Annotated in this window: 12 protein-coding genes; 10 read left to right on the forward strand and 2 right to left on the reverse strand. The window is 71.2% G+C overall.

The window, feature by feature from the left end; all coding sequences use genetic code 11:
- Positions 1 to 134 precede the first annotated feature (134 nt).
- Entirely contained in the window at positions 135 to 2,303 is a 2,169-nt protein-coding gene (locus ACFVYF_RS35965; RefSeq protein ID WP_389462247.1) for an MMPL family transporter, read from the reverse strand.
- A gap of 134 nt (positions 2,304 to 2,437) precedes the next feature.
- On the opposite strand from ACFVYF_RS35965, the gene rpe reads away from it, so the two are divergent.
- From rpe to ACFVYF_RS36000, 7 genes are all read left to right on the forward strand, one after another.
- Positions 2,438 to 3,124, forward strand: a complete 687-nt coding sequence (rpe, locus tag ACFVYF_RS35970) for a ribulose-phosphate 3-epimerase (RefSeq protein WP_389462248.1) — start codon at positions 2,438 to 2,440, stop codon at positions 3,122 to 3,124.
- Positions 3,125 to 3,202: 78 nt separating this feature from the next.
- A complete protein-coding gene (locus ACFVYF_RS35975; RefSeq protein WP_389462249.1) occupies positions 3,203 to 4,246 on the forward strand; it encodes a sugar-binding transcriptional regulator in 1,044 nt (347 codons plus the stop codon).
- A gap of 49 nt (positions 4,247 to 4,295) precedes the next feature.
- Positions 4,296 to 4,727, forward strand: coding sequence for a ribonuclease domain-containing protein (locus ACFVYF_RS35980; protein ID WP_389462250.1), 432 nt, complete (start codon positions 4,296 to 4,298; stop codon positions 4,725 to 4,727).
- The gene (locus ACFVYF_RS35985; protein ID WP_389462251.1) at positions 4,724 to 5,101 is read left to right on the forward strand and encodes a barstar family protein; all 378 of its coding nucleotides are present in this window, start codon (positions 4,724 to 4,726) and stop codon (positions 5,099 to 5,101) included. The genes ACFVYF_RS35980 and ACFVYF_RS35985 overlap by 4 nt, the downstream gene beginning before the upstream one ends.
- A 107-nt stretch (positions 5,102 to 5,208) precedes the next feature.
- Positions 5,209 to 6,651 carry a GuaB1 family IMP dehydrogenase-related protein gene (locus tag ACFVYF_RS35990; RefSeq protein WP_389462252.1) on the forward strand — a complete coding sequence of 481 codons (1,443 nt, stop codon included), beginning with the start codon at positions 5,209 to 5,211 and terminating at the stop codon, positions 6,649 to 6,651.
- Positions 6,652 to 6,993: 342 nt separating this feature from the next.
- Complete coding sequence (locus ACFVYF_RS35995; RefSeq protein WP_389462253.1) at positions 6,994 to 8,496, forward strand: amino acid permease; 1,503 nt, start codon at positions 6,994 to 6,996, stop codon at positions 8,494 to 8,496.
- Between the two features lie 10 nt (positions 8,497 to 8,506).
- On the forward strand, positions 8,507 to 8,959 hold the full coding sequence (locus ACFVYF_RS36000; protein ID WP_062722548.1) for an Lrp/AsnC family transcriptional regulator: 453 nt from the start codon (positions 8,507 to 8,509) through the stop codon (positions 8,957 to 8,959).
- Between the two features lie 187 nt (positions 8,960 to 9,146).
- Here ACFVYF_RS36000 and ACFVYF_RS36005 read toward each other — a convergent pair whose 3' ends face one another.
- Entirely contained in the window at positions 9,147 to 9,887 is a 741-nt protein-coding gene (locus ACFVYF_RS36005; RefSeq protein WP_389462255.1) for a GntR family transcriptional regulator, read from the reverse strand.
- Positions 9,888 to 10,106: 219 nt separating this feature from the next.
- On the opposite strand from ACFVYF_RS36005, the gene ACFVYF_RS36010 reads away from it, so the two are divergent.
- Genes ACFVYF_RS36010 through ACFVYF_RS36020 form a run of 3 tightly spaced genes read left to right on the forward strand, consistent with a single transcriptional unit; the run spans position 10,107 to position 13,005 of the window.
- Positions 10,107 to 11,264 (forward strand): ABC transporter substrate-binding protein, encoded by a 1,158-nt coding sequence (locus tag ACFVYF_RS36010; RefSeq protein ID WP_389462256.1) that lies wholly within the window; start codon positions 10,107 to 10,109, stop codon positions 11,262 to 11,264.
- Positions 11,261 to 12,187, forward strand: a complete 927-nt coding sequence (locus ACFVYF_RS36015) for an ABC transporter permease (RefSeq protein ID WP_389462257.1) — start codon at positions 11,261 to 11,263, stop codon at positions 12,185 to 12,187. Before ACFVYF_RS36010 ends, ACFVYF_RS36015 begins: the two co-directional genes overlap by 4 nt.
- Positions 12,175 to 13,005 carry an ABC transporter permease gene (locus ACFVYF_RS36020; protein WP_389462258.1) on the forward strand — a complete coding sequence of 277 codons (831 nt, stop codon included), beginning with the start codon at positions 12,175 to 12,177 and terminating at the stop codon, positions 13,003 to 13,005. Before ACFVYF_RS36015 ends, ACFVYF_RS36020 begins: the two co-directional genes overlap by 13 nt.
- Position 13,006 lies beyond the last annotated feature (1 nt).

Here is a 13,006-nt window from a genome sequence, read left to right on the forward strand (position 1 = left end):
CGTCCCGCGCTGCCCGCCCAGGCCCTGGCCCAGGCCGAAGCTGGAGCCGTTTGAGCCGCCGGCGCCGGAGCCGCCGGCGCCGCTGAAGGTGCCGTCCATTCGGGATGCGCCGCCGGAGCCGCTGAAGGTGCCGTCTAGTCGGGATGCGCCGCCGGTTCGGGGGTCGCCGGTGCTGCCGGGGGAGGGGCCGTGCCGCCTTCCCGGGAGAGGCGGTGCGGCCACCACACCTTCGGCCCCACGTCCAGGAACAGGGACGTGACCAGCACCGACCGCACGATGAACGTATCGAGCAGCACCCCCAGGGCGACCGTGAAGCCGATCTCCGCGAAGGCGACCATCGGAAGCGTGCCCAGCGCGGCGAACGTGCCCGCGAGGACCAGGCCCGCCGAGGTGATCACCGCTCCGGTCGCGGCCAGGCCCGTCACGACGCCCGCGCGGGTACCCTGCCGGGCCGCCTCCTCGCGGATGCGCGTGGACAGGAAGATGTTGTAGTCGATGCCCAGGGCCACCAGGAACACGAAGACGAAGAGCGGGAAGTCCGTCTGCTCGCCCGCGTAGTCGAAGAGGTGGCGGAAGGCGAGCGCACTGGCGCCCAGCGCCGCCGCGAAGGACAGCACCACTGTCCCGATGAGCAGCAGCGGGGCCACCAGGGCGCGCAGCAGCAGCCCCAGGATGAGCAGGACGACCACCAGGACCGCCGGGATGATCACCAGGTTGTCGTGGGTCGTCGCCGCGTCCATGTCGAGCAGGGCGGCGGTGCCGCCGCCCACCTGGGCGTCGGCGTCCGGCACGGCGTGCACGGCGTCCCGGACGCGCTCGACGGTCTGTTTCGCGGCCTCGCTGTCGGACGGGTCGGTCAGGGTCGCTTCGAAGAGCGCCTTGCCGCCGTGCGACGGTTTCGTGCCCGGCGGCACGGTGATGCTGTCGGGCACCACGCCCTTGGTGCCCGCGACCGCGCTCCGGACCTCGGCGCTCTGCGCCTGGTCGGCGACGACGACCAGCGGATCGCCGCTGCCCGCCGGGAAGTGGCGCGCGGCGACCTCCTGTCCGACGATCGAGTCCGGCCTGCCGGTGAAGGCGTCCGCGTTGCCGAGGCCCTCGGCGCGGAGCTGGAGCAGCCCCAGGGACAGTGCGGCCAGCGCCAGTGCGGTCCCGGCCCAGACGACGCGCGGCCGGTGCGAGATACGACGGCCCATACGGGCCCACAGGCCGCGTGCGGTCGGGTCGGGCGAGCCGAAGTGCGGGATCGCCGGCCAGAAGACCCAGCGGCCGAAGACCAGCAGCAGGGCGGGAAACAGCGTCACCATGGCCAGCAGGGCGACGGCCACGCCGATCGCGGCCACCGGGCCGAGCCCCCTCGTCGAGTTCATCTCGGCGGCCAGCAGCACCAGCATGCTCAGGACGACGGTGGCGCCGGAGGCGAGGACGGCCGGGCCCGCCCGGTTCAGGGCGAGGGCCATCGCCTCGTGGCGGTCCTCGTGGCGCCGCAGCTCCTCCCGGTAGCGGGCGACCAGCAGCAGCGCGTAGTCCGTACCCGCGCCGAAGACGAGCACCGTGAGGATGCCCGCGCTCTGCCCGTTGACGGTCAGGCCCGCGTGAGTGGCCAGCAGGTAGATCAGCGCCTGCGAGGTGAACAGTGCGACGACTACGCCGATCAGCGGGACGAAGATCAGGGCGATGCTGCGGTAGGTGAGCAGCAGCATCACGATCACGACGCCCATCGCGGAGAAGAGCAACGTCGAGTCGATGCCCGCGAAGGCCTCCGAGAAGTCGGCGGACGTACCGCCGGGGCCGGTGATGTGCACGGCCAGTCCGTCGCCGCCCCGGCCCACCTGGTCCCGGATGGAGTCGACCGCAGGGACGAGCTCCTCCCAGCCTTTCGCGTCCATGGTGATGGGGACGAGGATCTCCGCGGCCCGGGGCGCCGACGGCTTGTCGTAGACGGGACCGCGGGTCTCGTCGCCGCGCACGCCGTGCGCGGTCAGGGCCTTGATCTCAGCGACGTCCTCGGCGATCTGCCGCCGGTCCTGCGAGGTCAGCCCGCCGTCGCGCGCGTACACCACGACCGCGGGGATCTGCTCCGGCCGGAACTCGCTGGAGAGGTCCAGGACTTGGGTGGACTCGGCGGAGCCGGGCAGCCAGGAGGCCGCGTCGTTGTCCTGGGCGTCGGTGAGTTTCGACGCGAGCGGCGCCGCGACCACGAGCAGCACCAGCCACAGCCCCACGATCAGCCACTTGCTGCGCCGTCCGCACACGAACCCGATGAGTCCCTGGCGCACATGGCGTTCTTTCCCGTCCGTCATGGCCACCCCCGTAGCCGAACCCGGTGCCGGTGAGCCGCCCAGCATGGCATGACGGGCAGCGCGGCAACATCCGCAGAAGTGACCAGGTCTGGACCGGGGGGAGCAACCGGTGCCGGGCATGGCAGGCTTGGGGCATGGCCGTGCAGATCAACCCCAGCATCCTGTCCGCCGACTTCGCCCGTCTTGCCGAGGAGGCAAAGGCGGTCGAAGGGGCCGACTGGCTCCACGTAGATGTCATGGACAACCATTTCGTACCGAACCTCACGCTCGGTGTGCCGGTCGTAGAGTCCCTGGCCCGTGCGACGGAGACCCCGCTGGACTGCCATCTGATGATCGAGGACCCCGATCGGTGGGCTCCCCGGTACGTAGAGGCGGGGGCCGGTTCGGTCACCTTCCATGTGGAGGCGGCGGCGGCACCGGTGCGGCTCGCCCGCGAGATCCGGGCCAAGGGCGCCCGGGCCTCCATGGCCCTGAAGCCGGCGACCCCGATCGAGCCGTACGAGGACCTGCTTCCCGAGCTCGACATGCTGCTGATCATGACGGTCGAGCCGGGCTTCGGCGGCCAGGCATTCCTCGACATCATGCTCCCGAAGATCCGGCGCACGCGCGAGTTGATCAGCAAGCACGGCCTCGAACTGTGGCTCCAGATCGACGGCGGTGTCTCGGCCGACACCATCGAGCGGTGCGCCGAGGCCGGAGCCGACGTCTTCGTCGCGGGCTCCGCCGTCTACGGGGCGTCCGACCCGGCCGAGGCGGTACGTGCACTGCGCACGCAGGCGGAGGCGGTGACCGCCCATGCGTCCTGGGCGTGCGGCCACTGAACCAAGGGAACGTGAACGCCGCCCATCCGGGCGGATCAAGTACGCCGGATCTGCAAGGATGAACGGCGAACCCAGAGTGTGAACAGCAGTGAGGAGATCGCCGTGTCGGGTATGTCGGCTGGCCGGTCAGCCATGCGGATGGGACCCGCTGAGCTGGTGCAGGCGGCGGCCATGGCCCGCCGCTTTTACCTCGAGGGCAAATCCAAGATCCAGATCGCCGAGGAGTTCGGCGTCAGCCGCTTCAAGGTGGCCCGGGTCCTGGAGACCGCTCTCGAACGGGACCTGGTGCGGATCGAGATCCGCGTGCCGGCCGAGCTGGACGCGGAGCGCTCCGACGCGCTGCGCGCTCGGTACGGGCTGCGGCACGCCGTCGTGGTCGAGTCCCCGGCCGAAGCGGAGGAGTCGCCCGACCCGGAGAACCTCGGCGAGGTGGCCGCGGACCTGCTCGGCGAGCTGGTCAACGAGGGAGATGTGCTCGGCCTCGCCTGGGGCCGTTCCACCATCCACATGGCCGCCGCCCTCGACCGGCTGCCGCCCTGCACGGTCGTGCAGCTGACGGGGGTGTACGACGCCGGGACCGCCGAGCGCGGGTCGGTGGAGGCGGTGCGGCGCGCCGCCCAGGTGTCGGGCGGGGACGCCCATCCCATCTACGCGCCGATGCTGCTGCCCGACGCGGCCACCGCGGCCGCGCTGCGCAACCAGACCGGGATCGCCCGCGCCTTCGAGTACTTCGACAAGGTGACGGTGGCCTGTGTGTCCATCGGCTCCTGGGAGGCCGGCATCTCGACGGTGCACGACATGCTCAGCGACGAGGAGCGCGGGCACTACGCCTCGCTCGGTGTCGCCGCCGAGATGTCCGCGCACCTCTTCGACGCCGAGGGGCGCCGGGTCGGACGTGACCTGGGGGAGCGGTGCATCACGGTCAAGACGGACCAGCTGCGCCGTGTCCCGGAGGTCGTCGCGATCGCCGGCGGAGCGCGGAAGGCCGCCGCGATCGACGCGGTGCTGCGCTCCGGCCTCGTCACCAGCCTGGTGACGGACACGTCGGCGGCGGACGCCCTGATGACGGCGGGACCGCCCCCGCGGCCCGCGCTGAACCGGGCGGACCCCGACGGGCCCTGAGCGTCCTGGGAACGCGCCGTGCGGGGGCGGCTGTGGCAGCATCGGCGGCATGCTGCCGCGGTCCGTCCCCCGTCTGCTCGCGGGACTTCTCCTCTGCCTGACGGTCCTGCTGACGGGCTGCTCGACGACGGCTACGGACCCTTCGACGGGCGTCGGCGTCTCGACGGCCGCGTCCGTCAAGGCCACCCCGCCATGGGCCGGCGGGATGCCGACCGTCGCCGAGGCCCGGCTCCCGGCCGAGGCCCGCGCCACCCTCGCCCTCATCGACCGGGGCGGTCCCTTCCCGTACGCCAAGGACGGCGCCGTCTTCGGGAACTTCGAGCGGGCGCTGCCGCAGCACCCGCGCGGCTACTACCACGAGTACACGGTCAGGACCCCCGGCGAGCGCGACCGGGGAGCCCGGCGCATCGTCACCGGTCAGGGCGGGGAGATCTACTACACCGATGATCACTACGAGTCGTTCAGGGCGGTGCTGAGATGACGCACGGGCCCCTCGCGGACGTGTGCCGCGCGGCCGGATGGCAGGTCAGCGTCCTCGACCTCACCGGGGTCACGGACAAGGCGGCCTTCATGGAGCGCTGCGTGCGCGCCCTCGACCTGCCCGACTGGTTCGGGCGGAACTGGGACGCACTCGCGGACACCCTCGGCGACCCCGACTGGGGACCAGCCAGCCCGGGCAGACTGCTCGTGGTGACCGGCTGGCGGCCCTACGCGACGGCCCGCCCCGGAGAGTGGGAGACGGCGCAGGAGGTGCTGGAGTCGGCCGCCGGGCACTACGAGGAGTACGACGCCACGCTCTCCGTCGTCCTCACTCTTGGAGGATCCGACCAACTGCCCTCTGACCAGCTTGGATGATGTGTGCGGGCAGCGCATACCGGCTGACATGGGACAATGAAGTACGTGCTCTTCCCCCTGGCTGACCTGTCCGGGGGCCACCTCTGAACGACCGGGATGTGCAGCACGTGCGTTTCCTCAATGACATCCAGCCTCCGTACGACCTGACGTACGACGACGTCTTCATGGTGCCGAGCCGCTCAGCGGTCGGCTCGCGGCAGGGCGTGGACCTCGCCTCCCCCGACGGCACGGGCACCACGATCCCGCTCGTCGTCGCCAACATGACGGCCATCGCGGGCCGCCGGATGGCCGAGACCGTCGCCCGCCGCGGTGGCCTCGTGGTCATCCCGCAGGACATCCCGATCGAGGTCGTCACCGAGGTCGTCTCCTGGGTCAAGGGACGCCATCTGGTGCTCGACACCCCGATCATCCTCGCCCCCCACCAGACCGTCGCCGACGCGCTGGCGCTGCTCCCCAAGCGCGCGCACAACGCGGGCGTCGTGGTGGACGAGGACGGCCGCCCGGTCGGCGTGGTCACCGACACCGACCTCTCCGGCGTCGACCGCTTCACGCAGCTGTCCGAGGTCATGTCCCGGGATCTGCTGCTCCTCGACGCCGACATCGACCCTCGCGACGCCTTCAACAAGCTCGACGGCGCCAACCGCCGCTACGCGCCCGCGGTCGACCAGGACGGCAGGCTCGCCGGCATCCTCACCCGCAAGGGCGCCCTGCGCGCCACGCTCTACACCCCGGCCACCGACGCGAACGGCCGGCTGCGCATCGCCGCGGCCGTCGGCATCAACGGCGATGTGGCGGGCAAGGCCAAGCAGCTCCTCGACGCGGGCGTCGACACGCTCGTCATCGACACGGCGCACGGCCACCAGGAGTCGATGATCGCCGCGATCAGGACGGTGCGCGCACTGGATCCGCAGGTCCCGATCGCCGCCGGCAACATCGTCGCCGCCGAGGGCGTCAAGGACCTGATCGAGGCGGGCGCCGACATCATCAAGGTCGGCGTCGGCCCCGGCGCCATGTGCACCACCCGCATGATGACCGGCGTCGGCCGGCCGCAGTTCTCGGCGGTCCTGGAGTGCGCGGCCGAGGCGAAGAAGTACGGCAAGCACGTGTGGGCCGACGGCGGTGTCCGTCACCCGCGCGATGTCGCGATGGCGCTGGCCGCGGGCGCGTCCAACGTCATGATCGGGTCCTGGTTCGCGGGCACGTACGAGTCCCCGGGCGACCTTCAGCAGGACGCCAACGGGCGCCTGTACAAGGAGTCGTTCGGCATGGCCTCGGCCCGCGCGGTCAAGAACCGCACCAGCGAGGAGTCGGCGTACGACCGGGCCCGCAAGGCGCTGTTCGAGGAGGGCATCTCCACCTCGCGCATGTTCCTCGACCCGTCCCGACCGGGCGTCGAGGACCTGATCGACTCGATCATCGCGGGCGTCCGCTCCTCCTGCACCTACGCGGGCGCCAACTCCCTCGAGGAGTTCGCGGACAAGTCCATCGTGGGCATCCAGAGTGCTGCCGGCTACGCCGAGGGCCAGCCGCTGCACGCCAGCTGGAGCTGACGCGCCGACGCGTCGTACGGCCCCCGGGGTACGCCCACGGGGGGCCGTCGGCGTCGGTCCGCCCCGCCTCCGCGCCAGACCCTGCCGCGCCCCCGCTTCCGGCCCCTCCGGCAGGGCGCGCAAGGGTCGAAAAGGTCCGCGCAACGAACATCCGTCCCCGCTGCCATGAACGCAACGATCTTGCCGAGATGCGCAAGGCTGCTGCATTACGCCCGCGAAGCCCGGCCTCGTAGGGTCAAGCGCTGTACGTGGCGTGGCGAGGACCCCGCTCGGTGGGTCCCTGCTGCCAGGGGTGCCGCCGGTCCTCGTCGACCCGACCGGCAGCGATGAAGGAGCCAGCGCGTGCTCGACCAAGGCGCACCCCCGCAGTCCCGCACACCGTCCGCCCCGCCGTCCCCGGGCGTCGGCGCGCGCCTCATGCGGCGCAAGCCCGTGGAACGCCTGGTCGCCGAGGGCGGCCAGGGTGAGGGTGGCTCGCTGCGGCGTTCCCTCGGCCTGTGGCAGCTGACCATGATCAGCATTGGCGCGACCCTCGGCACCGGCATCTTCGTGGTGCTCGGCGAAGCCGTCCCGAAGGCCGGTCCCGCGGTCACCCTGTCCTTCGTGATCGCCGGCCTCACGGCCCTGTTCTCCGCCCTCTCGTACGCCGAGCTGGCGGGCACCATCCCGGTCGCCGGGTCCTCGTACTCGTATGCGTACGCAACGCTCGGCGAGCTGATCGCCTGGATCTGCGGCTGGTGTCTGGTCCTGGAGTACGGCGTCTCGGTCGCGGCCGTCGCGGTCGGCTGGGGCGAGTACCTGAACGAACTGCTCGACGGCACGATCGGCGTCACCATCCCGGACGCGCTCTCCGCGCCGCCCGGCGACGGCGGCATCTTCAACCTCCCCGCGCTGATCGTCGTCCTGCTGGCGATGGCGTTCCTGCTCGGCGGCGCCAAGGAGTCGGCGCGCGCCAACACGATCATGGTCGTCGTGAAGATCGTCGCGCTGCTGCTGTTCTGCGTGATCGGCATCCAGGGCTTCCGGTCCGGCAACTACGAGCACTTCATGCCGCTCGGCATGGCGGGCGTCAGCGCTGCCGGGGCCACGCTCTTCTTCTCGTACATCGGCTTCGACGCCGCCTCCACGGCCGGTGAGGAGGCGAAGAACGCGCAGCGCGACCTGCCCCGCGCGATCATGCTCTCGCTGGTCATCGTCACGGCGCTGTACGTCGTCGTCGCCGCCGTCGCGGTCGGCGCGAAGCCCTGGAAGGGGTTCAACGACTCGGAGGCCGCGCTCGCCGAGATCATGCGGAACGTCACTGGTCAGACCTTCTGGGGCACGCTGCTCGCGGCCGGTGCGGTCATCGCCATCGCCAGCGTCGTGCTGACCGTGCTCTACGGCCAGACGCGCATCCTGTTCGCCATGTCGCGCGACGGGCTCGTCCCGAAGGTGTTCTCCCGGGTCCACCCGAAGAGCGGCGCGCCCCGCGCCAACACGCTGATCGTCTCGCTGTTCTGCGGTGTCCTCGCCGCCGCGATCCCGCTCGGCCAGCTCGCCGACGCCACCAGCATCGGCACGCTCTTCGCCTTCGCGCTGGTCAATGTCGCGGTCGTGGTGCTGCGCCGGACGCGCCCGGAGATGAACCGCACCTTCCGGGTGCCGCTGTCGCCGCTGCTGCCCGCGCTGGGCCTCGCCTTCTGCGTCTGGATGATGGGCAGCCTCTCGGCCGTCACCTGGGTGGTCTTCGGTGCCTGGATGGCCGTCGGGCTCGTGTTCTACTTCAGTTACGGCTACCGCCGGTCCCGGCTGGCCGCAGCGGACACCGAAGCCCCCGCAGCCCCCGCAGTCATCTCAGAAAAGTGAACCACCCGCCTTGCTGAACGATCTCGACGAACGCATCGTGCACGCCCTCGCCGAGGACGCCCGTCGCTCCTATGCCGACATCGGACAACTCGTCGGCCTGTCCGCGCCCGCCGTGAAGCGGCGCGTGGACCGGCTGCGGGCGACCGGCGCCATCACCGGATTCACCGTACGGGTGGACCCGTCGGCGCTCGGCTGGGAGACCGAGGGGTTCGTCGAGATCTACTGCCGGCACAACACCTCCCCGGACACCATCCGGCGGGGCCTGGAGCGCTACCAGGAGGTCGTGGCCGCGTCCACCGTCACCGGTGACGCGGACGCGGTCGTCCAGGTCTTCGCCTCCGACATGCGTCACTTCGAGCGCGTGCTGGAGCGCATCGCGGGGGAGCCGTTCGTGGAGCGGACCAAGTCGGTGCTGGTGCTTTCGCCGTTGCTGCGGAGGTTTTCCTCGGGGTCGCCTGCTTAGCAGGCGCCCCCTCAAGTGCTGGTACGCCGCCGGGAGCGGGGGTCCTGTCTCTTTGCGGCTGTGGGCTCGGTTGCCAGTGCGCCCCAGGGGGGTCCCGCCTCTTTGCGGCTGCGGGCTCGTTGGGGCTTGTCGCGCAGTTCCCCGCGCCCCTGAAGGGGCGCTCCTGTGCCCGGGGTCCAAGAGGTGGCTACTCCGCTCTCTGTCTCGCCAGGGCGTTGTTGCCTATGGAGTTGTGGACGCTGAAGCTCACGGCGTCCGAGCGGTAGCGGTCGTCCGACCACTCCACCGGGCGCCCCTCGCGGGTCGTGGTCACCCGGCGTACGCGCAGCAGTGGGCTGGTGCGGCGCACGCCGAGCAGTTCGGCGTCCTGCGCACCGGCCGCCACCGCGTCGATGACGTGCTCGCCGTAGGCGAAGACCAGGCCCTCGTCCTCGTACAGGCGCTGGGTGACGCTCGGGCACTCCGGTTCGATCGCCTCGACGGCGGGCGCGATCCAGTCCGCGTACACGGTCCGCTCCAGCAGGACCGGCTCGCCGTCCAGGCCGCGCAGCCGCAGGACGTGCAACACCGTGGTGCCCGCCTCGAGTTGCAGCCGCACCGCGTCCTCCGCGGTGGCCGGCAGCAGCCGCGACGACACCACGCGGCCGGTCGCGTCCCGCCCCATCGCCCGCGCCCACTGCGCGAAACTGCGCAGTTCGGCGAAGCTCTGGCTGCGGCGGCCGGCCAGGACCACGCGGCGCGCGCCCTGGCGTGACCCGATGAGTCCCTCGGCGGTCAGCGCCGCCACGGCCTGGCGGACCGTGCCGCGCGAGACGCCGTAGTGGGCCGCGAGTTCGGTCTCCGCCGGGAGCAGGCTGCCGACCGCGTACTGCTCGCGGTCGATGGCACGTCTGAGTTCTTCGGCGATCTCCTCGTGTCGTGCCGCCATGCTCCCTCTCTCGCGCAGAGTTGTGCGCAGTGCGCGCAGCGCGACCAGCGTAGACGAGTCGGCGCTCCGACTCGTGCGAGCTGCGAGGGTGAAGGGAATCGAGGTCACTCGTTTCGCCAGAGTTTACGAACACGACATCAACGGCGTGCCTACTGAGGCCAACTTGTTCAGACAAGTTCTCGCCTTCGTGTGAGCCCTGTACGCACCCCTGGAGAGACCGTGACCGTGTTCCTGCCGAGGACCGCCGTCCTCACCGGCGGCCTCGCCGTCGCCGCCGCCCTCACGCTCAGCGCCTGTGGCGCGGCCCCCGACGACGCGTCGACCACCGCCGGCGGCAAGAGCGCGGCCACCGCGACCTCGGCCGCGGACTTGGGCGGCCTGGACGCCCTGGTCGCGGCCGCCAAGAAGGAGGGCACGCTGCACGCGATCGCCCTGCCCCGCGACTGGGCCAACTACGGGGCCCTCATCGACGGGTTCAAGAAGAAGTACGGCATCAAGATCGAGGTCGAGAACCCGGACGGCTCCAGCCAGGACGAGATCAACGCGGTCACCTCCCGCAAGGGCCAGTCCCGCACCCCGGACGTCCTCGACCTCGGCAGCTCCTTCGCCCTGAGCGCCGCCCAGCAGGGCCTGCTCGCGCCCTACGAGGTGGCCGGCTTCGGCGACATCCCCGAGGGCCAGAAGGACGCGAAGGGCCGCTGGTACAACGACTACGGCGGTTACATCTCCATCGGCTGCGACGCCAAGCGCGTCAAGTCGTGTCCGACCACCTTCAAGGACCTGCTCAAGCCGCAGTACAAGGGCCAGGTCGCGCTCAACGGCAACCCCACCAAGTCGGGTTCGGCCTTCGGCGGCGTGTACGCGGCCGCGCTCGCCAGTGGCGGTTCCTTCGACGACATCCAGCCCGGTCTCGACTTCTTCGCCGAGCTGAAGAAGAACGGCAACTACACGCCGGTCGAGTCCACCCCCGCCACGGTCGAGAAGGGCGAGACGCCCATCAGCATCGACTGGGACTACCTCAACGCCGGGTACGCCGACGAGTTCAAGTCCAAGGGCGTCGACTGGAAGGTCGCGGTCCCGACGGACGGCACCTTCTCCCAGTACTACTCGCAGGCGATCAACAAGGACGCCCCGCACCCGGCGGCCGCCCGCCTGTGGGAGGAGTACCTCTACAGCGCCGAGGGCCAGAACCTCTGGCTCAAGGGCTACGCCCGCCCGGCCCTGATGACCGCCATGGACAAGGCCGGCACGCTCGACAAGACCGCCGCGGCCAAGCTGCCGAAGGTCTCCGGCACGCCGTCCTTCCCGACCGAGGCGCAGCAGAGCAAGGCCAAGGGCGTCATCGCCCAGGGCTGGGGCAAGGCCGTCTCCGGATGACGACCCCCACCACCGAGACGACCGAGGTGACGGCTGCGCTCGCTCCGGCCGCCGTGGTGCCCGCCGCTTCCCGCAAGCGGCGGCCCCGCGCCGCCGGCTGGCTCGCCGTCGTCCCGCTGCTCGCCTTCGTGGCGATCGCCTTCGGGATCCCCGCCCTGGCCATGCTGAACGGTGCCTTCACCGTCAAGGACCAGACCACCGGCGCCACTTCGTACACGGCCGCGAACATGACCGACTCCGTGCAGGGGGCGTACCTCACCGCCCTGCTCGGCAGCGTCAAGCTCTCCGCCGTCTCCGCGGCCGTCGCGGCCGTCCTCGGACTGCCGCTCGCCCAGGCCGTGGTGACCTCCCGCTTCCGCGCGCTGCGCGAGGCCGTGCTCACCGCCTCCGGTGTCCTCGCCAACTTCGGCGGTGTCCCGCTGGCCTTCGCCTTCGTCGCCACCCTCGGTAACTCCGGTGTCCTGACCCGCCACCTGGGCCTGGCCGACCAGGGCTGGAACCTCTACAGCTTCTCGGGCCTGACCCTCGTCTACCTGTACTTCCTGATCCCGCTGATGGTCCTCACCATCACGCCCGCGCTCGACGGGCTGCGCACCCAGTGGCGGGAGGCCGCGCAGAACAACGGCGCCACCGGGATCCAGTACTGGCGGCACGTCGCCCTGCCCGTCCTCGCGCCCTCGCTGCTCGGCGGTGTCGTCCTCCTCTTCGGCAGTGCCTTCGCCGCGTACGCCACCGCCGCCGCGATGGTGGGCAGTTCGGTCCCGCTGGTCACCCTGCAGATCGCCGACGCGCTCTCCGGCAACGTCCTGGTCGGCCAGGAGAACGTGGCGCTCGCTCTCAGCCTCGACATGGTCCTGATCGCGGGCCTGGTGATGGCCGTGTACCTGCCCCTGCAACGACGGAGCGCGCGATGGCTCGCCTGAACACGTCCGTACGGCCCTGGCGCGGGATCACCCTCGCCGCGGCCGGTCTGTACTTCCTGGTCCCGCTCGCCGCCTCCGTCGTCTTCACGGTCGATGTGCCGGGCCAGGGCGTCACCTTCGACGCCTACACCCGGATCGTCGGCACCGAGGGCTTCGTCTCCAGCCTGGTCCTGTCGCTGGAACTGGCCGCCGCCACCATCGTCGTGGTGCTGTTGCTGATGGTGCCCGCCATGGTCGCGCTGCGGCTCGGCGCGCCGAAGCTGCGGCCCGTCGTCGAGGTGGTCTGCTCGCTGCCGCTGGTCGTGCCGCCGATCGCGTTCGTCGCCGGGATGAGCACCGTCCTGAAGTGGGGGCCCGAGCACCTCTCCCGCACGCCCCTGTTCCAGACGTTCGTGGCGATCCAGAACCCCGGCTTCCCGTTCGTCCTCGTCCTGTCCTACGTCGTGATGGCGCTGCCCTTCGTGTACCGGGCCCTGGACGCCGGCCTGCGGGCCATCGACGTACGCACCCTCGTCGAGGCCGCCCGCAGCTGCGGTGCCGGGTGGCCGCAGGCACTCGTGCGGGCCGTGCTGCCCAATCTGCGCGGCGCGCTGCTGAACGCGGCCTTCCTCACGCTGGCGCTGGTGCTCGGCGAGTACACCGTCGCGCAGCTCCTGGGCTTCCAGCCGTTCGCCGTGTGGATCGTCAACATCAGCGGATCTCAGGCCCAGTTGTCCGTCGCCGTCTCCGTGCTCAGCCTGCTGGTCACCTGGGCACTGCTCCTCGCGCTCGCCGGATTCGGCGGACGCTCCCGTACCGCTTCCGCCTCCCGGGGATGAA

Source organism: Streptomyces sp. NPDC058274 (assembly GCF_042881375.1).
GTDB lineage: Bacteria > Actinomycetota > Actinomycetes > Streptomycetales > Streptomycetaceae > Streptomyces.

Excerpts from the sequence above, each read along its gene's own strand:
- ACFVYF_RS35965 (WP_389462247.1), bottom strand. The coding sequence starts at position 2,303 with ATGACGGACGGGAAAGAACGCCATGTGCGCCAGGGACTCATCGGGTTC.
- ACFVYF_RS36020 (WP_389462258.1), top strand. The coding sequence starts at position 12,175 with ATGGCTCGCCTGAACACGTCCGTACGGCCCTGGCGCGGGATCACCCTC.
- ACFVYF_RS36015 (WP_389462257.1), top strand. The coding sequence starts at position 11,261 with ATGACGACCCCCACCACCGAGACGACCGAGGTGACGGCTGCGCTCGCT.
- rpe (WP_389462248.1), top strand. The coding sequence starts at position 2,438 with ATGGCCGTGCAGATCAACCCCAGCATCCTGTCCGCCGACTTCGCCCGT.
- ACFVYF_RS35980 (WP_389462250.1), top strand. The coding sequence starts at position 4,296 with ATGCTGCCGCGGTCCGTCCCCCGTCTGCTCGCGGGACTTCTCCTCTGC.
- ACFVYF_RS35985 (WP_389462251.1), top strand. The coding sequence starts at position 4,724 with ATGACGCACGGGCCCCTCGCGGACGTGTGCCGCGCGGCCGGATGGCAG.
- ACFVYF_RS36005 (WP_389462255.1), bottom strand. The coding sequence starts at position 9,887 with ATGGCGGCACGACACGAGGAGATCGCCGAAGAACTCAGACGTGCCATC.